Source organism: Pseudomonas sp. AC229, assembly GCF_979254655.1.
The window spans coordinates 1-19,113 of the sequence record NZ_CEEDHK010000013.1; the positions used below are offsets into that span (position 1 = coordinate 1).

Genomic DNA, 19,113 nt, shown 5'->3' on the forward strand with positions numbered 1-19,113 from the left:
TGGACGTTGGGACGCGCAAAAGGTGGCGTCAGCATCGCGGCTGAAGCCGCTCCCACAGGCTGCATATTTCCGTAGGAGCGGCTTCAGCCGCGATCCCTTGTTTACGCTCAAGCCCAAGCCGTTGATATGCCTGCTCGCTGCAGCGATGAAATGGCGGATTTGACGCAGGGTCATCATGGCAGGCGGCTCGCGGCAAGGTCGATTAGGTGACCTTGCCGCGAGTTTTATTGTTACGGAAGGGAAGCTATCTAAAATTAAGAATCCTAGCGGCGGTTCGCGTCAGTTAAAACGAGTAGCGGTATTGAACGCCCAGGCCAAACAGCGGACGTTCCCCGGCGTAGCGTGACTGCGCCATCTGTACACCGCCGCCCACCGTTGAATTGGCGTCTAGCGCATGGCTATAGCCTGCGGTTGCCACGGGTACGACGCGGCGCTTGTCCAGGCTGCTGTCGAGCTTGAAACGGCGCAAGCCCGGCACGGCTGAACGGCCTTCCAGCGCGTGGCTGTCTTCGCTCAGCAGCGCATCTGCCGCCAGGCTCAAGTGCAGCGTGCCTTGCGGGCTAACGGCGGTGGCGCTGCGCACGCCAACGGTGACGATTGCCTCGCGGCTGACGGAGCTTTCAACCGTCAGCGGCAACGCGACGTTGCGTTCGGTGAAGCCGTTTTGCGTGGTTCTGCCATGGCTCAACGCCAGTTCTGGCGAGAGCACCGAGTCGTCGATCTTGAACCCGTAATTAACAGCCGCTCGCACCACGCGGCTGCTCAGGTCCAGCTTGGCGCGCGCACGCTGAACATCCGCCAAGCCGGTACCGCGTTCGAAGCGATTGGCGCTGTCGCCGAGGGCCATGCTGGTGCTGGCATTCCAGCCGGTGGCGTCGACGTTTTCCTGAACGGCGCCCCACAGGCTCAAGCCGAACGTGTTGCGCTGCTGCGCGCCTTGCTCGCGCAAGTCGGCGCGGCCTACGGTGCCGTTTGCGCCGACCGAGAAATGCGGGTTTACGCGCAAGCCGGTTGCCAGATTCAGGTTGTGCTGATTGCCATTGGTATTGCCGTCGGCCCGATCACGGCTGCCGCCAACACCCAGGCAGAAGGTTTGCGAGGCGTCGGGTAGGCATTGCTGCTGAGCCAGATCCCGCAGGCGACGGGTTTGCGCGGCTACGAGGTGGTTGACGGTGTTGGTGCTGCGGATGATGGAGGTTTGTAGATATGACAGATCCTGGATGGCTGGGCTGTCCGGCGTCCAGATGAAAGCGCGGTTGCCGCTATTGCCTACCACGGTGTTGCCGTCGTCACTGACGCCTGTGGCGAAGCTGTTGGTTTCTCCGGTCAACACGCCGAGGTTTACCATCCCGGTCAGGTTGGTCCAGCGAAAGGCGCGGTTTTCGCCGCTATTGATCTGTGAGCTGCCCACGACCACCGAACCGTCGGCATTTACATCCGCTGCGCTCGATGACAAACCGCCAAGGGTTGCCAGATCCAGAAGCGCGTTGGGCGCGGTCCAGATCACAGCGTGACTGTTCCCTGCAAGCTCGCTTCGTCCCACTGTTACCGAGCCATCGCTATTAGTGGCGAAGGCTTGGCTGGCGCCCCCCAGGGAGCCCAGGTCGACCATCGTGGTCGTGGCGGTATCCCAACGGAAAGCTTTGCTGGTGGTTAAGTCTTCTACTCCATAGCCATTGGCGCCCAACGTTGCATTGGTGCTGTAACCCACCACGACCTGACCATCACCGCTGACGCCTCGGGCGACGCTGATGTCTCCGGCTCTCAATACGCCGAGGTCGGTCATAGCGCCGCCTTCCCACCTGAATGCACGGCCGAAGTACTTGTTTCCCGGCGTGTCAGCTGCGCCGACGATTACCATTCCGTCGTCGCTAATGCCATACGCTTCGCTTGTAGGGCCGCCTAAAGTACCTAATTCCAGGGCTGTATTCGCGGCGACGTCCCATCGGAACGCGCGCCCGACTGAAAAGCCTCCCGCCAAAGCCCATGCCGTACCCACGATGAACGTGCCATCCAGGCTGACGCCGTTTGCGATATTTCGGGAATACCTTGGAAAACCAGGGACCACCTGTTGGCCGGCGGCGGCAGTCCAATACGAAGGGTTTTCACCCGCTAACCCAACTACTACCTCCCCATTGCCGCTAATCCCTTTTACCGCGAGCCCAGCGGCACCGTTCTGCAAGCTCCCCAAATCCAACATCACCGCCGAAGCCGGCTGGCTGCCCAATACGGTGAGCGCGACAAGCGCGGTGGCGGAAATGAAGTGCCAGGGCGTGAGCGCCTTGGCAAGGGAACTAGGAATAAAAGGGATCGATTTCATGGCAAGCACACCGGAGGAAAAATGAGGTGGCAAGCTTGGTGATGACGTGGGGGCGGGTGCTGCCATCCCGTTCTTAACGGGGGTTGGGAAAACGGTGTGGTTTTGGGTGGGACGGTTCCGTGCAGTGGCGGCGATCGCCTATGGACGACGCTCCATGGACGTTGGGACGCGCAAAAGGTGGCGTCAGCATCGCGGCTGAAGCCGCTCCCACAGGCTGCATATTTCCGTAGGAGCGGCTTCAGCCGAGATTCCTGTTTAGGCTAAAGCCCAAGCCGTTGATATGCCTGCTCGCTACAGCGATGAATGGCGGATTTGACGCAGGGTCATCATGGCCGGCGGTTCGCGTCAGTTAAAACGAGTAGCGGTATTGAACGCCCAGGCCAAACAGCGGACGTTCCCCGGCGTAGCGCGACTGCGCCATCTGTATATCGCCGCCGACCGTTGAGTTGGCGTTCAGCGCATGGCTATAGCCTGCGGTTGCCACGGGTACGACGCGGCGTTTGTCCAGGCTGCTGTCGAGCTTGAAACGGCGCAAGCCCGGCACGGCAGAACGGCCTTCCAACGCGTGGGTGTCTTCGCTTAGCAGCGTGTCTGCCGCCAGGCTCAAGTGCAGCGTGCCTTGCGGGCTGACAGTGGTGGCGCTGCGCACGCCGACGGTGACGATTGCCTCACGGCTGACGGAGCTTTCAACCGTCAGCGGCAACGCGACGTTGCGTTCGGTGAAGCCTTTTTGCGTGGTTCTGCCATGGCTCAACGCCAGTTCTGGCGAGAGCACCGAGTCGTCGATCTTGAACCCGTAATTAACAGCTGCCCGCACCACGCGGCTGCTCATGTCCAGCTTGGCGCGCGCACGCTGAACATCCGCCAAGCCGGTGCCGCGTTCGAAGCGATTGGCGCTGTCGCCGAGGGCCATGCTGGTGCTGGCATTCCAGCCGGTGGCGTCGATGTTTTCCTGAACGGCGCCCCACAGGCTCAAGCCGAACGTGTTGCGCTGCTGCGCGCCTTGCTCGCGCAAGTCGGCGCGGCCTACGGTGCCGTTTGCGCCGACCGAGAAATGCGGGTTTACGCGCAAGCCGGTTGCCAGACTCAGGTTGTGCTGATTGCCATTGGTATTGCCGTCGGCCCGATCACGGCTGCCGCCAACACCCAGGCAGAAAGTTTGCGAGGCGTCGGGTAGGCATTGCTGCTGAGCCAGATCCCGCAGGCGACGGGTTTGCGCGGCTACGAGGTGGTTGACGGAGTTGGCGCTGCGGATGATGGAGGTTTGTAGGTACGACAGGTCCTGGATGGCTGGGCTGTCCGGCGTCCAGATGAAAGCTCGGTTGCCGCTGGTGCCGATTACGGTGTTGCCGTCGTCGCTGACGCCCGTGGCGGAGCTCGAAGTCTGACCCGCCAGTACGCCCAGGTTTGTCATGCCGGTTGCGTCCGTCCAGCGAAAAGCGCGTGTTGCACCGTCGGTTTGTCGAGCAGAACCTACTACGACCGAGCCGTTAGCATTTACATCTCTCGCTTCGCTGAAATCGCCCCCGAGAGTTCCGAGATCTTCCATGCCGTTAGCGGCGTGCCAGCGGAATGCATGGTAAGACGTCGGGGTATTGCCCCGGCCAACGATTACGGAACCGTCCTGGTTCGTGGCATAGGCGATGGAGCTGAACCCGCCAGTCAAAGTGCCTAGGGAGGTAATTCCCGAGACTGTGTCCCAGCGAAACGCGGTGCCGGCTGAATTGCCGACGATCACGTTTCCGTCGCCGCTAACACCCCGCGCGGTCCCTGCGCCAATTGTTAACAGGTTGCCGGCTTCCCAGCGGAAAAATTCAGACGCGCCAGCTGCGTTCTCGTTCGTACCGACGATCACACCGCCGTCAGCGCTAATCCCGCTCACGGTGCTAAAGGTGCCGTTTAGCTCGCCCAAGCTCACAAACCCATTTACCGCATCCCACCGAAACGCATGTTTAGTCGTGTCGCCAGGAATGATGGCGGCACTGCCTGCGATCACGCTGCCGTCGCGGTTTACGACGCTATTGATGGTGACGCCGGGGAGCGAGCCTAGTGAAACGAAACCCTTGTCGGCTTTCCAATAAAACAGCTCATCGGCGCCCATGCTTCCCACAATCGTGCTGCCATCGCCGCTGATGGCCTGAGCGCCGACCACGCCCAAATCAAACACCACCGCCGAAGCCGGCTGGCTGCCCAATACGGTGAGCGCGACAAGCGCCGTGGCGGAAATGAACTGCCAGGGCGTGAGCGCCTTGGCAAGGGAACTAGGAATAAAAGGGATCGATTTCATGGCAAGCACACCGGAGGAAAAATGAGGTGGCAAGCTTGGTGATGACGTGGGGGCGGGTGCTGCCATCCCGTTCTTAACGGCGGTTGGGAAAACGGTGTGGTTTTGGGTGGGACGGTTCCGTGCAGTGGCGGCGGTCGCCTATGGACGACGCTCCATGGACGTTGGGACGCGCAAAAGGTGGCGTCAGCATCGTGGCTGAAGCCGCTCCCACAGGCTGCATATTCCCGTAGGAGCGGCTTCAGCCGCGATTCCTGTTTACGCTAAAGTCCACGGTAACTACCGCCCACAAGCCATTGATATGCCTACTCGCTGCTACGCTTTCAGCTTGCGCCGGTGTAGGGTGCGTCTTACAGTCGCTGCCATTGGCGCGCCATCTGCCGCCGTCAGCTTGAGCCGTGCGCGGGCACCGTTCATTAGGGGAGTTACGTGTGAAGAACTGGACCCTGCGTCAGCGCATTCTGGCGAGTTTCGCGGTGATCATCGCGATCATTATTCTGATGGTGGTGGTGGCCTATTCGCGGTTGGTTACCATCGAAACCAGCGCCAAAAGCGTGGCCGAAGACTCCATGCCCGGCGTGTATTTCAGCTCCTACATTCGCAGCTCCTGGGTCGACAGTTTCCTGTTGGCGCAACAGGTGGTGGGTTTGTCGGATGAGCAGGTGATCAGCCCGGCCGTGCTGGCCGAATTCACCAGTAACGACGAAAAACTCATGGCCCGCGTCGCCGAATACCGCCGGTCCATCGTTGAGGTTGAAGACAAAGCACACCTCGACTCCTTCCTGAAAAACCGCGACGAATTCAATAAGGCGCTCGCCGAGGTGCTCGGCACTTTCCAGCAAGGCCAGCCGCTGCAAGCACGCAAAATTCTCAACGAGCGCCTGCGCCCGGTCTGGGCCGAAGGCCGCGAGCAATTGCTGCAAATGGTGCAGTTCAATAAAGACCGCGCCGACGTGGCCACCACGTCCATCACCGCCCAGGCCGCCGGCGCTAAGATCAGCCTGGTGTTGTCGCTGTTGCTGGTGATTGCCGTGGCGTTGATCAGCGGTTTCGTTTTGATGCGCGCCATCATGGGCCCGCTGAATAACCTGGCGCAGATTCTCACGGTAATGCGCACCGGCAACCTCACCACGCGATTCAACGATGTGCGCGCCGACGAGTTCGGCGCCGTGCAGGGCGGCTTCAACGCCATGGTCGACGACATTACAACGCTGGTTTCCCAGGCCCAGCGTTCGGCCGTGCAGGTCACCACCTCGGTGACGGAAATTGCTGCCACCTCCAAACAGCAACAGGCCACGGCTACCGAAACCGCTGCGACCACCACGCAAATTGGCGCCACCTCGCGGGAAATTGCCGCCACCTCGCGCGACCTGGTGCGCACCATGGGCGAGGTGTCCTATTCCGCCGAGCAAGCGTCGGCGCTGGCCGGAGCCGGGCAGGTGGGTTTGCAGCGCATGGAAGACACCATGCGCCAGGTAATGGGCGCCGCCGAGCTGGTAAACGCCAAGCTGGGCATTCTCAACGAGAAGGCCAGCAACATTAATCAGGTGGTGACCACCATCGTCAAAGTGGCCGACCAGACCAACCTGCTTTCGCTCAACGCCGCCATCGAGGCGGAAAAAGCGGGTGAGTACGGGCGCGGTTTCTCGGTGGTGGCGACCGAAGTCCGGCGCCTGGCCGACCAAACGGCCGTGGCCACGTATGACATCGAGCAGATGGTGCGCGAGATTCAATCGGCGGTGTCGGCCGGCGTGATGGGCATGGATAAATTCTCCGAGCAGGTGCGCCGTGGCATGAGCGAGGTGCAGGAGGTGGGCGAGCAGTTGTCGCAAACCATCGACCAGGTTCAGGCGCTGGCGCCGCGCGTGGTGGTGCTCAACGAGGGCATGCAGGCCCAGGCCACGGGCGCCGAGCAGATTACCCAGGCGCTCACGCAACTGGGCGAAGCCACCGGGCAAACCGTGGAGTCGCTGCGCCAGGCCAGCTTCGCCATCGAAGAGCTGAATCAGGTGGCCGGCAGCCTGCGTAGCGGCGTGTCGAGCTTCAAGGTTTAAGGCCGCCATGAGCAGCCACTCGCAGCCGGCGCCGCTTCAAAAGGCGCCGCTGTTTTTATTGTTTTCGCTGGGCGGCGAACGCTATGCACTGGCTGCCCGCGAGGTGGTGGCGGTGCTGCCCCGCGTGCCGGTGAAGAGCATTCCGGGCGCACCGGCATGGGTGGCCGGCGTGTTTGCCTTTCGCGGCGCGCTGGTGCCGGTGCTCGACCTTTGCCACCTAAGCCTCGGCACGCCTGCGCCCGCGCGCACCAGCACGCGCACGGTGCTGGTCGACTACCGCACCAGTGACGGCCGCCAAACCCCGCTCGGGCTGGTGCTGGAACAAGCCAGCGACACCTTGCGCTGCGACGCCGAGGCATTCCGCAATTACGGTTTGCTCAGTCCCGACTCCCCGTATTTAGGCCCGGTACTGGAAACCCGCGACGGCCTGGTGCAGCGCATTCAGATCGACCAGTTACTGCCTGAAAGTGCGCAGGCGCTGTTGTTTCCGCCCGCCGGCTTGAGCCTGGAAGTCGGCACGCCATGAGCATCGACCCGCGTTTCGAGCACCTGTTGAAAGAGCGCATCGGCCTGGACGCCATCACGGTGGGCGAGTCGGTGGTCGAGCGCGCGGTGCAGCGCTGCATGGCCGCTGTGCCAGGGCGCGATATTGAAAGTTACTGGCGCGCGTTGAATCAGTCGGATGCCGAATTGCAGGCGCTGATTGAAGCGGTGATCGTGCCCGAGACGTGGTTTTTTCGTTATCCCGAATCGTTCGCCACCCTGGCCCGTCTGGCCACCCGGCGCATCGGCGAATTGGCCGGCGCGCGGCCGTTGCGGCTGCTGAGCCTGCCGTGTTCAACGGGCGAGGAGCCGTATTCCATCGCCATGTGCCTGCTCGACGCCAACCTGCCCGCCGCCTCGTTCACGGTCGACGCGCTGGACATCAGCCCGTTGTCCATCGAGCGCGCGGTGGCCGGTCGTTATGGGCGCAATTCTTTTCGCGGCGACACCCTGGGCTTTCGTAATCGCTACTTCAGCGCCGAGGGCAATGGTTATGTGATCAGTCCGCAGGTGCGCAAACAGGTGCGGTTTCAGGCCGGCAATCTGCTTGAGCCGGGTTTGCTGGCCGGCGAGCTGCCGTACGACATGGTGTTCTGCCGCAATCTGCTGATTTATTTCGATGTGCCGACTCAGGAACAGGTGCTGGAGGTGCTCAAGCGCCTGACCCGCGACGACGGCGTGCTGTTTATCGGCCCGGCCGAAGCCGGCCTGTTTACCCGCGTGGGCATGCAGTCGCTGGGCATTGCGCTGTCGTTCGCGTTTCGCCGCCAGCCGGTGGCGGCCGATGTGCCGCGCATGCCTGCGCCGCCGCCACGTCGCGCAGTGCCGCCAGTGCCGGCGCCGCGTCCGGTGGCGCGCTTGCCTGCCAAACCGGTGGTGGCGAAGGCGCCAGCGGTGGATTCGTCTGAGCAACAGTTGGGGCAGATCGCTGCGCTGGCCAATCAGGGGCGCAGCCAGGAGGCGCGGCGCCTGGCCGATGGGTTTCTGGCCAGCCACGGCCCCTCGGCCGAAGTGTTTTATTGGCTGGGGCTGCTTTGCGAAGTGGAGCGCGACATGCCCGGCGCCCAGGGGTTTTACCGCAAGGCCTTGTACCTGCAACCGCACCACCCGGCCGCCCTGGCGCAACTGGCGGCGCTGCTCGCGGCACAGGGCGACAAGGCCGGTGCCGAGCGCTTGCAGGGGCGGGCGCAACGGGGGGCCGGCCGACATGAGTAATTGCCATGACTGACGTGAGCCTGCACCGCAGCGAATACGCGGTGGACGACTGCTGGAACCGCATCGGCGTGCGCGGCGACAAAAGCTGCCCGAAACTGATCGAACATGTGCACTGCCGCAACTGCGAAGTCTACGGCGCGGCTGCCACGCGCCTGCTTGATCGCTACAGCCTGAGCCAGGAACACGTGGCGCTGTACGAACACACCGACGACCTCAGCGAGCAGGTCACACGCTCCATGATCGTGTTTCGCCTCGGCGAAGAATGGCTGGCCCTGGCCACGCGCACGCTGGTGGAAGTGTCGCCGCTGGCGCCCATTCATTCCCTGCCGCACCAGCGCTCGCGGGCGCTGCTGGGCGTGGCCAACGTGCGCGGCGCGCTGGTGCCGTGTGTGTCGCTCAGCGAGTTGCTGGGCCTGGATGCGGCTCCGGCCAAAGCCGCCGGCCGCGTGGTGCCGCGCTTGCTGATTCTGGCGGCGCAGGGCGGCAACGTGGTGGCGCCGGTGGATGAAGTGCTGGGCATTCAAGCCTTTCCCGAGCAGCAGTTGGCCCAGGCCAGCGCCGGCCAGACGGGCGCTGGTGTGGCGGCGGCGAAGTTCACCCGTGGCGTGTTGCAGTGGCAGCAACGCAGCGTGCGCCTGCTCGACGAAGACCTTCTACTGAACGCCGTGATGCGGAGCCTGACATGACCCCGGATCAGATGCGCGACGCCTCGATGCTGGAGCTGTTTCAGCTGGAAGCCGAGGCCCAGGCCCAGGTGCTCAACGCCGGCCTGCTGGCGCTGGAACGCAACCCTACGCACGCCGAGCAACTGGAAGCCTGCATGCGCGCGGCGCATTCGCTCAAAGGCGCGGCGCGTATTGTCGGCGTCGATGCCGGCGTGGGCATTGCCCATGTGATGGAAGACTGCCTGGTAAGCGCGCAGAACGGCCAGTTGCGCCTGACGCCCGATCATATCGATGCGCTGCTCAAAGGCACCGATCTGTTGCTGCGCGTGGCCAAGCCCGACTCCGGCGTAACCCCGGCGGAGGTCGCGCAGTTCGTCGAGCAGATGGACATCATGAGCCGTGGCGGTTTTATCGCCATGCAGGAAAGCCGTGTGGCGGCGCCGGAGCCGGTGTTTGTCGAAACCGCCGTACCCCCGGCCGAACCGCTTGCCGCGCCAGCGTCGCCGGAGCCCGTTGTCGACGAAGCGCCAGTGGCCGATGCCGGCGGCGAGCGCGTACTGCGTGTAACGGCCGAGCGCCTGAACCGGCTGTTGGATTTGTCCAGCAAGTCGCTGGTGGAGTCGCAGCGGCTCAAGCCGTTTCTCACCTCGATGCAACGCATGAAGCGCCTACAAACCAACGCCAGTCGCACGCTCAATGGCGTGCACGACGCATTGAACGAGGCCGATACCGACCCGCAAACCTTGGCGCTGCTGGCCGACGCCCGGCGCCTGGTGGACGAATGCCAGCAACTGCTGACCCAGCAGGCCAGCGACCTCGACGAATTCAGCTGGCAGTCGGAGCAGCGTGCGCAATTGCTCTACGACACAGCGCTGGCCTGTCGCCTGCGGCCGTTCAACGATGTGCTGCGCGGCCAGGAACGGATGATCCGCGACCTTGGCCGCTCGCTCGGCAAGCAGGTGCGGCTGGAGGTGGTCGGCAAGAAAACCCAGGTCGACCGCGAGGTGCTGGAAAAGCTCGAGGCACCGCTGGTGCACTTGCTGCGAAACGCGGTCGACCACGGCATCGAGAGCGCCGAGGCGCGGGCGCAAGCCGGCAAGCCGGCAGAAGGCGTGATCCGCATTCGGGCCAGTCACCAGGCCGGTTTGCTGGTGCTGGAGTTGAGCGACGATGGCGGCGGTATCGACCTGGATCGCCTGCGCCGCGCCATTGCCCAGCGGCAGCTATCGACCGCCGACACCATCGCGCAGATGAGCGAAGACGAGCTGCTGAGCTTTCTGTTTCTGCCCGGTTTCAGCATGCGCGACACGGTGACCGAAGTGTCGGGCCGTGGTGTGGGGCTGGATGTGGTGCAACACATGGTGCGCCAACTGCGCGGCGCCATTGAACTGCGCCAGGTGCCGGGGCAGGGCGCCACGTTCCACCTGGAGGTGCCGCTGACGCTGTCGGTGGTGCGCAGTCTGGTGGTGATGATCGGTGGCGAGGCCTACGCGTTTCCGCTGGCGCAGATCGACCGCATGCTGGAGCTGGCGCCGGCCGACATCGTGCAGCTCGAAGGCCGTCAGCATTTCTGGCACGAAGGCCGGCATGTCGGCCTGGTAGCCGCACATCAACTGTTGCAACGCCCGGAAGGCGAGGCCTCGGCCGGCGACATCCGCGTGGTGGTGATTCGTGAGCGCGACGCGGTGTACGGCGTGGCGGTGGAGCGTTTTGTCGGCGAGCGCACGCTGGTGGTGCTGCCCATTGATGCGCGGTTGGGCAAGGTGCAAGACATCTCGGCCGGCGCCTTGCTCGACGACGGCACGCCGGTGCTGATTCTCGACGTCGAAGACATGCTGCGTTCGGTGGAAAAACTGCTCAGCACCGGCCGTTTAGAGCGCATCGACCGCGGCGCGCGGCAGGCCGGCGCGGTGGCGCGCAAACGCATTCTGGTGGTCGATGACTCGCTCACCGTGCGCGAACTGGAGCGCAAATTGCTGCTGCAACGTGGCTACGACGTGGCCGTGGCGGTAGACGGCATGGACGGCTGGAACGCGCTGCGTTCCGAGCACTTTGATTTATTGGTGAGCGACATCGACATGCCGCGCATGGACGGCATCGAGCTGGTCACCCTGATTCGCCGCGACAACCGTTTGCAATCGTTGCCGGTAATGGTGGTGTCGTACAAAGACCGAGAGGAAGACCGTCGCCGTGGCCTGGATGCCGGCGCCGATTACTACCTGGCCAAAGCCAGTTTCCATGACGAAGCGCTGCTGGAAGCCGTCGTCGATCTGATTGGGGAGCCGTAGGTGAAGATAGGGATTGTCAACGACATGCCGCTGGCCGTGGAGGCGCTGCGCCGGGCGCTGGCGCTGGAGCCGGCGCATCAGGTGATCTGGGTAGCGGGCGACGGCGCCGAAGCGGTGGCCAAATGCGCCGAGCAACGGCCCGACGTGGTGCTGATGGATTTGATCATGCCGGTGATGGACGGCGTCGAGGCCACCCGGCTGATCATGGCCAACACGCCGTGCGCCGTGGTGGTGGTGACGGTGAATTCGCAGCAGAGCATGAACCGCGTGTTCGAGGCCATGGGCCACGGCGCGGTGGATGTGGTGGACACGCCGGCGCTGGGCGTCGGCGATTTACGTGAAGCCGCCGCGCCGCTGCTGCGCAAGATTCAGAACATCGGCTGGCTGTTGGGCGAGCGCGAAAAGAAGCCTGCGGACAAAGCCCCGGCCGTGGCGCCGAACCGACAGCGCAAGGCGCTGCTGGCCATCGGCGCCTCGGCAGGTGGGCCGGCTGCGCTGGAAATTCTGCTGAAAGCGCTGCCGGCGGATTTTCCCGCCGCCGTGGTGCTGGTTCAGCACGTGGATGAAGTGTTTGCCGCGGGCATGGCGGATTGGCTGTGCAGCGCCGCCACTATGCCGGTGCGCCTGGCCGTGGCGGGCGAACAACCGCAGGTGGGCACGGTGTTGCTGGCGGGCACCAATAATCACCTGCGGCTGCTCAAGGACGGCACATTGAGCTACACGGTGGAGCCGAGCGAGCACATTTACCGGCCGTCCATAGATGTGTTTTTCGAAAGCGTCGCGCAGTATTGGCAAGGCGAGGCAATTGGTGTGCTGCTCACCGGCATGGGGCGCGACGGCGCCAACGGCCTGAAACTCCTGCGTGAGCGCGGGTTCCATACCATTGCGCAAGACCAACAAAGCTCGGCGGTGTACGGCATGCCCAAGGCGGCCGCCGCCATTGATGCGGCGGTGGAAATTTGTTCACTCGACGCCATCGCGCCCACGCTGTGTCGGCTGTGGACATAGGCGTTACCCGGTTCTCGTGTAACAACAACAATGATTGATCGAGGGTAGTACCGAAGTGATTAACGACGAAAACGCCGTGATGGTGTTGCTGGTAGATGACCAAGCTATGATCGGCGAGGCCATCCGCCGGGCCCTGGCGAACGAGCCGAACATCGGCTTTCACTTCTGCTCGGACCCTCACCAGGCCGTGGCGCAGGCCATTCAGATAAAACCCACGGTAATCATTCAGGACCTGGTGATGCCCGGCGTGGATGGTTTGTCGCTGGTGCGCGCCTACCGCGCCAATCCGGTGACGGCGGACATCCCGATTATCGTGCTGTCGACCAAAGACGACGGCCTGGTGAAAAGCTCGGCCTTTGGCGCCGGCGCCAACGATTATTTGGTGAAGCTGCCCGACTCCATCGAACTGATCGCCCGCATTCGCTACCACTCACGTTCCTACCAGATGCAAGTGCAACGCGACGACGCCCACCGCGCCCTGCGCGAAAGCCAGCAGCAGTTGATGGAAACCAACCTGGTGCTGCAACGGCTGATGAATTCTGACGGCCTGACCGGGCTATCGAACCGTCGCCACTTCGACGAATACCTGGAAATGGAATGGCGCCGCGCCATGCGCGAGCAGAGCCAACTGTCGTTGCTGATGATCGACGTGGATTACTTCAAAGCCTTCAACGACGGTTTCGGCCACCTCAAAGGTGACGAGGCGCTGCACCAGGTTGCCGACGCCATTCGCGGCGGCTGCAGCCGACCCTCGGACCTTCCCGCCCGCTACGGCGGCGAAGAATTTGCCATGGTGCTGCCGAGTACGTCGTCAGGCGGCGCGCGCTTGGTCGCCGAGAAAATTCGCCGCGCTGTGGAAGGGCTGAACATCGCCCACACCTCGCCCAAAGACGGCTCGGTGCTGACCGTCAGCATCGGCCTGGCGACCATGCTGCCGCAGCAGGGCGAAGAGCACCGGCTGCTGATACAAAGCGCGGATCGGGCGCTGTACCAGGCCAAGAATGCGGGGCGTAATCAGGTGGGGATGTTGTAGGAGGGCTTGGTCCAGTGGCTTCTGTGCGGGTCAGTGTTCGTCTTTGACCGCCACTCAAACCCAAGTCCCCGTCATTCCCGCGAAGGCGGCGATCCGAAAATTCGGAATCCAGGCTCGTTCAGGGAACTGCGTTCGGCGCGGCATACTGGATTCCCGCCTGCGCGGGAATGACGGAGGTTTTTGTTGCGACCACCGTCATTCCCGCGAAGGCGGCGGTCCGACGATTCGGAATCCAGAGTCTTGAGTCGAACGAACATCCCCGAACCCTGCAGTTCCGGACCGTCGGACGCCTGCTCGCGGCTTTTGAAACGGATTGCCGCCAATGGCCACACTCCCCAAAAGCAACATCCGCAAACACTCTCGTGTAGGGCTTTTCCCGCGTTTGGTTCTAGTCTGCCGGTCGGCTAATTCAATGACTGGAGGCGTTATGAACACCCGTGGCTTACTCGATCAGCTGCTCAAGTCCGGCCAGGATCTGCTGCAAAGCAAAACCGGCGGCGCCAAGCCCGGCAACAGTGGCGGTAAGGCTGGCGGGCTGCTGGACAGCGCCAATCTCGGCAGTTTGCTTGGCGGTGCCGGTGGCGGCGCGCTGGCAGCCGGGGCCATGGGCCTGCTGCTGGGCAACAAGAGCGCGCGCAAGCTGGGCGGTAAAGCCCTGACCTACGGCGGCCTCGCCGCGCTGGGCGTGATCGCCTACAAAGCCTACGGCAACTGGCAAGCCAATCAGGCCAACGGCGCCGTCAGCGAACCGCAGACCCTCGACCGCTTGCCGGAGTCCCAGGCCGAGTTGCATAGCCAGGGCATTCTCAAAGCGCTGGTGGCTGCGGCCAAGGCGGACGGCCACGTCGATGCCCGTGAGCGGCAGTTGATCGAGGGCGAGTTCGTCAAGCTGACCAACGATCCCGAGCTGAAAACCTGGCTCGACCTCGAACTGAACAAACCCCTCGACCCAGCCGACGTCGCCCGCGTGGCTACCACGCCTGAAATGGCGGCGGAAATGTATGTGGCGAGCGTGTTGATGGTTGATGAGGAGCACTTTATGGAGCGTGCATATCTGGACGAGCTGGCCAAGCAGTTGAAGCTTGAGCCGTCGTTGAAGCTGGAGTTGGAGAATCAGGTGCGTCAGGCGGTTTAACGGCAAGAGCCCCTCTCCCCAGCCCTCTCCCGCAAGCGGGCGAGGGGGCCGACCGAGTAGGCGCTAGCGGCCGGAGCGCGATTGAATTCCCCTCTCCCGCTCGCGGGAGAGGGGCTAGGGGAGAGGGCAGCGGCGAACCGCGATCTTCGCCCAATCCCCCCGATTTCCCGCTGCAACCCGCATATCTACTCGGGTATACTCGCCGGCTTTTCGAAAGTAACGCCTGCGAGTGCTGCCCACCATGGAAATCAACCCGATCCTTAACAGCATCAAGGACCTCTCCGAACGTTCCGAAACGATTCGGGGGTATCTTTGACTACGATCACAAGAGTGATCGTCTGACGGAAGTCAACCGCGAGCTGGAAGACCCGGCCGTGTGGAACAACCCCGAATATGCGCAGAATCTGGGCCGCGAACGCGCTCAGTTGGCGCAGATCGTCGAAACCCTCGACGAAATGAGCAGCGGCCTCAGCGACGCCCGCGATCTGCTGCAAATGGCAGCAGAGGAAGAAGACCAAGGCGCCGTCGACGACGTGGCCGCCGAGGTGGAGCGCCTGCGCGAAGCGCTGGAGAAGCTCGAATTCCGCCGCATGTTCAGCGGTGAAATGGACGCCAATAACGCTTACCTCGATATCCAGGCCGGTTCCGGCGGCACCGAAGCCCAGGACTGGGCCAACATTCTGCTGCGCATGTACCTGCGCTGGGCCGACAAACGCGGCTTCGACGCCACCATCATGGAGCTGTCGGCCGGCGAAGTGGCGGGCATCAAAGGCGCCACCGTGCATATCAAAGGCGAATACGCGTTTGGTTGGTTGCGCACCGAGATTGGCGTTCACCGTCTTGTACGAAAAAGCCCATTCGACTCGGGTAACCGTCGCCATACCTCGTTCTCGGCGGTGTTTGTGTCGCCGGAAATCGACGACAACATCGAAATCGAGATCAACCCGGCAGACCTGCGAATTGACACCTATCGTTCATCCGGTGCCGGTGGTCAGCACGTAAACACCACCGACTCGGCCGTGCGTATTACCCACGTGCCGACCAACACCGTGGTCAGCTGCCAGAACGAGCGCTCGCAACACGCCAACAAAGACACCGCGATGAAGATGCTCCGTGCTCGTTTGTATGAGCAGGAAGTGCAGAAACGCAACGCGGCGTCCCAGGCGCTGGAAGACACCAAGTCGGATATCGGCTGGGGTCACCAGATTCGCTCGTATGTACTCGACGCCTCGCGCATCAAAGACCTGCGCACCAGCATCGAACGCAGCGACTGTGACAAAGTGCTGGACGGCGATCTGGACGAATACCTGATCGCGAGCCTCAAACAAGGGCTTTAAAACCGCCGAGTAACTGAATCGGACGCAGTGTGGGAGCGGCTTCAGCCGCGATGGCCGTGATGCAATAAGCCGCCGAATTCCCACACCTGCGCGTACCGCACCCTGTAATGGATACCGAAAAAACATGAGCGACCACAAAGCCGAACCGCAACCCGACCTGCAAGCGCTGCAACAGGAAGAAAACTCCCTGATTGCCCTGCGCAAAGAAAAGCTCGCAGCCGCGCGCAGCAAAGGTCAGGCCTTCCCCAATGACTTCCGTCGCGACAACTACTGCAATGACCTGCAGAAGCAGTACGCCGACAAGACCAAGGAAGAACTGGAAGCAGCGGCCATCCCGGTGAAGGTTGCCGGTCGCATCATGCTCAACCGTGGCGCGTTCATGGTTATCCAGGACATGACCGGCCGCATTCAGGTGTACGTGAATCGCAAAACCCTGTCGGAAGAAACACTGGCCGAGGTGAAAACCTGGGACCTGGGCGACATCATCGCCGCCGAAGGCACCCTGGCCCGTTCCGGTAAAGGCGACTTGTACGTTGAGATGACCAGCGTGCGCCTGCTGACCAAGTCGCTGCGTCCGCTGCCGGACAAGCACCACGGCCTGACCGACACCGAAACCCGCTATCGCCAGCGCTACGTTGACCTGATCGTCAACGAAGAAACCCGCCAGACGTTCCGCGTTCGTTCGCAAGTCATCGCCCACATCCGCAGCTTTTTGATGAAGCGCGACTTCCTCGAAGTGGAAACGCCGATGCTGCAGACCATTCCGGGCGGCGCCGCAGCCAAGCCGTTTGAAACCCACCACAACGCATTGGACATGGGCATGTACCTGCGCATCGCGCCGGAGCTGTACCTCAAGCGTTTGGTAGTGGGCGGTTTCGAGCGTGTGTTCGAGATCAACCGCAACTTCCGTAACGAAGGCGTTTCGACCCGGCACAACCCCGAGTTCACCATGCTCGAGTTCTACCAGGCCTACGCCGACTACGAAGACAACATGGACCTCACCGAGGAACTGTTCCGCGAGTTGGCGCAGCTGGTGCTGGGCAGCACCGACGTGCCGTACCAGGGCAAGGTGTTCCACTTCGGCGAGCCGTTTGTGCGCCTGTCGGTGTTCGACTCGATCCTCAAGTACAACCCGGAACTGACCGCTGCCGACCTTACCGACATCGACAAAGCGCGCGAAATCGCCAAGAAAGCTGGCGCCAAGGTGCTGGGCTTCGAAGGTCTGGGCAAATTGCAGGTGATGATTTTCGAAGAGCTGGTCGAGCACAAACTCGAACAGCCGCATTTCATTACCCAGTACCCGTTCGAAGTGTCGCCGCTGGCCCGTCGCAACGACCAGGACCCAAGCGTGACCGACCGCTTCGAGCTGTTTATCGGTGGCCGTGAAATCGCCAACGCCTATTCGGAGTTGAACGACGCCGAAGACCAGGCCGAACGCTTCCAGGCGCAGGTAGCCGACAAGGACGCCGGCGACGACGAAGCCATGCACTACGACGCCGATTTCGTTCGCGCGCTGGAGTACGGCATGCCGCCAACAGCGGGCGAGGGCATTGGTATCGACCGTTTGGTGATGTTGTTGACGGATGCGCCGTCTATTCGCGACGTGATCCTGTTCCCCCACATGCGCCCTCAAGCGTAAGCGATGCAGGCCGAGCGCATGCCCATGCGTTCGGCCTGCTGCGGTAGCGGCTAGAAAGGTTTAGTGGGGAAGGGATTTATTCTGCCTAGGCGTGCTCCAAGGCGAGAGTTTCACCATTGCGAGCATTTCACCAATGCGAGAGGTAAGCCCAGTCGTGACCCAACCTTCCCGAGACAGAGCCGCAGACGTCGCCAGCGCCGTTGCCGAAAGCGTGCAGTACCAAGGCCGCAAGGCCAGCCGCCAGGGCAGTGAACAACGCCGTCAAGCCATTCTCGATGCCGCCATGCGCATCATCATTCGCGAAGGCGTACGGGCAGTCCGGCACCGCGCCGTGGCCGCCGAGGCCGACGTACCGTTGTCTGCCACCACCTATTACTTCAAAGACATCAACGACCTCATCACCGATACCTTCGCGTTGTTCGTAGAACGCAGCGCTGCCGACATGGCTGCGTTTTGGGAAGGGGCTGAAGGGCTGTTGCGCGCGCGTGTGGAAAAACTGCATGGCAGCGCCGAGTCGCGCCGTGAGCTGGCCGACTATATCGCCGCCATGGCGGTCGATTACGTGTACCGCCAAGTGATGGAGCGCCCGGCGCATCTGCTGGCCGAGCGCGCGTTTCTGCAGGAAGCCTTGCTCAACCCGCGCTTGCATGAACTGGTGCGCTCGCACCGGCAAATTCTGCAGCAGGGCGTGACGCATTTCTTTGAAGTATTGGGTTCGCAGCACCCAACCGAAGACGCCAAGGTGCTCACCGGTATCGTTGAGCGCATGGAATACCAGGGCTTGATCGATGGCGCATCGAACATGAACAGCGCCGAGCAACTGGCGCTGCTCAAACGCTACATTTATCTGGTGCTTGGCCTGTAGAGCTGCTCGAATCCTGGTTCGCATCACTTGTCACATTTCAGGAGTAGGGTGCGCCGTTTTGTAGTCAGGGGAGTGGCAGTGGTAATGGCTAACGTAAGAAGGAGTGGGCTGCGGATGGAAAAATCGATAAACGTCTGGCGCGTGCTGATGGCCTTGTCGTTCGTGTTGCTCAGCGGCTGCCTGGTGACGTTTAAAGACCCCATTCCCGCCAACGAACCGGCGCCCATGCCGCTGCTGGGCGAGTGGACACGCAAAAACGAGTTTGGCGACACCCTCTACCTGGACATCAGCCGCTCCGGCTCGAACGTCTACAAAGCCCGTACCTATATCAACAGCCCCGACAACGCCAAGAGCGTCGAGGAATACAGCTTCACCGTGTCGCACCACGGCAGTCGCTGGTACTTGTCGGCGGGCCTGCCGAAAACCCTGGGCGCGAACTTCGCCATTGGCGGCTTTGAGCTGACCAAAGACAACGAGCTGTTGCTCTATAACCTGGACATCGACCGGGTGAGCCAGGAGCTGCAAGTCGGTGGTTTGCAGGGCGATGTGATAGAAACCCCGGAAGGCGACGGCGTGCTCATCACCAGCCCGCTGCAAAAGGTGTTTGCCTACCTCGACGACCAAGCCAACTCGGACGTGTTCGTCGAAGTGGCGCGCTACCAACGCACCGGCGAGTAATACGCTGCTTTTGTAGGAGCGGCTTCAGCCGCGATGCTCTTGATTTTGA

Annotated in this window: 14 protein-coding genes; 12 read left to right on the forward strand and 2 right to left on the reverse strand. The window is 62.4% G+C overall.

Annotated elements, in window-relative coordinates:
* Nucleotides 1–283: 283 nt before the first annotated feature.
* Together AC0IW7_RS17995 and AC0IW7_RS18000 are read right to left on the reverse strand one after the other, a co-directional pair.
* On the reverse strand, nucleotides 284–2,386 hold the full coding sequence (locus AC0IW7_RS17995) for an autotransporter domain-containing protein (RefSeq protein WP_471819819.1): 2,103 nt from the start codon (nucleotides 2,384–2,386) through the stop codon (nucleotides 284–286).
* 283 nt (nucleotides 2,387–2,669) lie between these two features.
* Nucleotides 2,670–4,607 (reverse strand): autotransporter domain-containing protein, encoded by a 1,938-nt coding sequence (locus AC0IW7_RS18000; protein WP_471819821.1) that lies wholly within the window; start codon nucleotides 4,605–4,607, stop codon nucleotides 2,670–2,672.
* A gap of 428 nt (nucleotides 4,608–5,035) precedes the next feature.
* On the opposite strand from AC0IW7_RS18000, the gene AC0IW7_RS18005 reads away from it, so the two are divergent.
* From AC0IW7_RS18005 to AC0IW7_RS18060, 12 genes are all read left to right on the forward strand, one after another.
* A complete protein-coding gene (locus AC0IW7_RS18005) occupies nucleotides 5,036–6,658 on the forward strand; it encodes a methyl-accepting chemotaxis protein (protein WP_471819822.1) in 1,623 nt (540 codons plus the stop codon).
* A gap of 7 nt (nucleotides 6,659–6,665) precedes the next feature.
* The gene (locus AC0IW7_RS18010) at nucleotides 6,666–7,184 is read left to right on the forward strand and encodes a chemotaxis protein CheW (protein ID WP_471819823.1); all 519 of its coding nucleotides are present in this window, start codon (nucleotides 6,666–6,668) and stop codon (nucleotides 7,182–7,184) included.
* On the forward strand, nucleotides 7,181–8,416 hold the full coding sequence (locus AC0IW7_RS18015) for a CheR family methyltransferase (RefSeq protein WP_471819825.1): 1,236 nt from the start codon (nucleotides 7,181–7,183) through the stop codon (nucleotides 8,414–8,416). The genes AC0IW7_RS18010 and AC0IW7_RS18015 overlap by 4 nt, the downstream gene beginning before the upstream one ends.
* A gap of 5 nt (nucleotides 8,417–8,421) precedes the next feature.
* Nucleotides 8,422–9,102 (forward strand): chemotaxis protein CheW, encoded by a 681-nt coding sequence (locus tag AC0IW7_RS18020; protein ID WP_471819827.1) that lies wholly within the window; start codon nucleotides 8,422–8,424, stop codon nucleotides 9,100–9,102.
* Nucleotides 9,099–11,369 (forward strand): response regulator, encoded by a 2,271-nt coding sequence (locus AC0IW7_RS18025; RefSeq protein ID WP_471819829.1) that lies wholly within the window; start codon nucleotides 9,099–9,101, stop codon nucleotides 11,367–11,369. The genes AC0IW7_RS18020 and AC0IW7_RS18025 overlap by 4 nt, the downstream gene beginning before the upstream one ends.
* A complete protein-coding gene (cheB, locus tag AC0IW7_RS18030) occupies nucleotides 11,370–12,377 on the forward strand; it encodes a chemotaxis-specific protein-glutamate methyltransferase CheB (RefSeq protein ID WP_471819831.1) in 1,008 nt (335 codons plus the stop codon).
* A gap of 79 nt (nucleotides 12,378–12,456) precedes the next feature.
* Nucleotides 12,457–13,410 carry a diguanylate cyclase domain-containing protein gene (locus AC0IW7_RS18035; protein ID WP_463384649.1) on the forward strand — a complete coding sequence of 318 codons (954 nt, stop codon included), beginning with the start codon at nucleotides 12,457–12,459 and terminating at the stop codon, nucleotides 13,408–13,410.
* Nucleotides 13,411–13,837: 427 nt separating this feature from the next.
* Nucleotides 13,838–14,545, forward strand: coding sequence for a tellurite resistance TerB family protein (locus tag AC0IW7_RS18040; RefSeq protein ID WP_471819833.1), 708 nt, complete (start codon nucleotides 13,838–13,840; stop codon nucleotides 14,543–14,545).
* Between the two features lie 241 nt (nucleotides 14,546–14,786).
* Nucleotides 14,787–15,882, forward strand: a protein-coding gene (gene prfB / locus AC0IW7_RS18045) for a peptide chain release factor 2 (RefSeq protein WP_122451979.1) whose coding sequence is annotated in 2 segments (ribosomal slippage) — nucleotides 14,787–14,858 and nucleotides 14,860–15,882 — 1,095 coding nt in all. Because the reading frame shifts where the segments join, the coding sequence is not laid out codon by codon here.
* A 124-nt stretch (nucleotides 15,883–16,006) separates the two neighbouring features.
* The gene (lysS, locus tag AC0IW7_RS18050) at nucleotides 16,007–17,521 is read left to right on the forward strand and encodes a lysine--tRNA ligase (protein ID WP_122492732.1); all 1,515 of its coding nucleotides are present in this window, start codon (nucleotides 16,007–16,009) and stop codon (nucleotides 17,519–17,521) included.
* A gap of 133 nt (nucleotides 17,522–17,654) precedes the next feature.
* Nucleotides 17,655–18,386: a TetR/AcrR family transcriptional regulator gene (locus AC0IW7_RS18055; RefSeq protein WP_471819835.1), complete on the forward strand. Its 732-nt coding sequence runs from the start codon at nucleotides 17,655–17,657 to the stop codon at nucleotides 18,384–18,386.
* Between the two features lie 126 nt (nucleotides 18,387–18,512).
* Complete coding sequence (locus AC0IW7_RS18060; protein ID WP_471820050.1) at nucleotides 18,513–19,064, forward strand: hypothetical protein; 552 nt, start codon at nucleotides 18,513–18,515, stop codon at nucleotides 19,062–19,064.
* The last annotated feature ends 49 nt before the right edge of the window (nucleotides 19,065–19,113 follow it).